This window comes from Pseudonocardia pini, from assembly GCF_013870575.1.
In the GTDB taxonomy this organism is placed as follows: Bacteria; Actinomycetota; Actinomycetes; order Mycobacteriales; family Pseudonocardiaceae; genus Pseudonocardia; species Pseudonocardia pini.
In genome coordinates, this window is record NZ_JACBXB010001029.1 from 1 (window position 1) to 1,556 (window position 1,556).

Here is a 1,556-nt window from a genome sequence, read left to right on the forward strand (position 1 = left end):
GGGATCAGGCCGCGAACCCAAACATGAACTGGCACAAAACCACCAGAACAAGAAAAAATAGCTCGACACACTGTTGAGTTCTCAAAAGACACCCGCACACCATGGCTCACCGGCAACTACCGGGGAACGTCCGGGGCGTCATCGTTCTGTCCGAGAGCCTACCAGAGCCGACCGGCTCGGAGGCAACTCTCTTATGTTACGTCGTTCGAAGCGCTGAGGCAAGCCCCAGTTTCCGATCGACGCCCGCATGGCTGTGCCCGAAAGGCTTCGCTTCCGCGGAGGTGGCCGCCAACCTGGTGAGCGTGACCCGTTCCGGAGATCCGGCCCGATCCGTCTTGCTGCTCGCCGTGGCGACGAAGAGAAAGTTACACACCTGCTCCGAGGGGGGTCAAATCGCCCCCCTGAAACAGCCTCTGAGCTGCGAGGACAAGGGTTCGAGCCCGATCTCCACCATGATCGGCCCCGCGACGAACGGTCAGTCCCGCAGCGGGTCCGCGGAGCTGCCCTGAGCAGGGCCGACGTCCTCTCCGGACGGTGCGGCGCCCCCCGTCAGGGACCCCTCCGGCTGTCGTTCGTCGTGCGCGGACCCGTCCTCGAACTCGTCGAAGTTTTTCTCGGACGCGCCCGACGGCGCCTCTCCCCGGGCCAAGCGGCGCAGCATCTCGTTGTACGCCTTGAGGTCTGCACCGCCGTCCGCGTCCGCGCGACGATCATCGCGCCGCGCCGACCGCTCGTCGAGACGGGACCACTGGATGAGCAACGCGACGAGGACGAGCAACAACGGCACCTCGCCCGACGCCCACGTGAGTCCGCCGCCGAGCTTCTGGTCCACGAGCGGGTCCGTGACCCACGGCAGGGCCAGCGAGCGGTAGAAGTCCGCCCCGATCACCTCGTCCGCACCCATGAGCGCGACCCCGAAGAAGGCGTGGAAGGGCACGGACAGGAACAGGACGGCGAGCCGCACCACCGGAGGGAGCCGTCTCGGCGAGGGGTCCACCCCGATGATGGGCCAGAAGAAGATCAGGCCTGCGGCGAGGAAGTGCAGGTTCATCGCGACGTGTGCCCAGTGTTCGGTGAGGGCCCAGCCGAACAGGTCGGAGAAGTACAGCGCGTAGTACGTCCCCACGAAGACCGGCAACGAGAACAGCGGATGAGTGACGAACCGAGCCACCGGCGAGTGCACCGCCGCGAGGACCCACTCGCGCGGTCCCGGCGGGTTGCCCCTCCCCGCCACCGGCAGCGCCCGCAGCGCGAGCGTGATCGGTGCGCCGAGCACGAACAGGATCGGCGTGAGCATCGACAGCATCATGTGCGAGGCCATGTGCACGCTGAACATGGCGGGCGCGTACTTCCCGACACCGGAGCTCGTGGCGATCAGCAGGACGGCGCAGCCCGCCAGCCACGCGATGGTGCGACCCGGCGGCCAGGCGTCCCCCCGCCGTCGCAGCCTGCGGACGCCCAGGAGGTAGACGGCGGCCAGGAGGACGGCGACGGTCCCGAAGATCAGGTCGAACCGCCAGTCGAAGGCCAGCCGGGCCAGGGTCGGCGGCGCCTCG

General features: G+C 67.9%; 1 protein-coding gene. It reads right to left on the minus strand.

The window, feature by feature from the left end; genetic code table 11:
- Nucleotides 1–475 precede the first annotated feature (475 nt).
- Nucleotides 476–1,556 (minus strand): cytochrome c oxidase assembly protein (locus H5J29_RS32160; protein ID WP_181784680.1); only part of this gene is annotated, 1,081 nt, incomplete at its 5' end.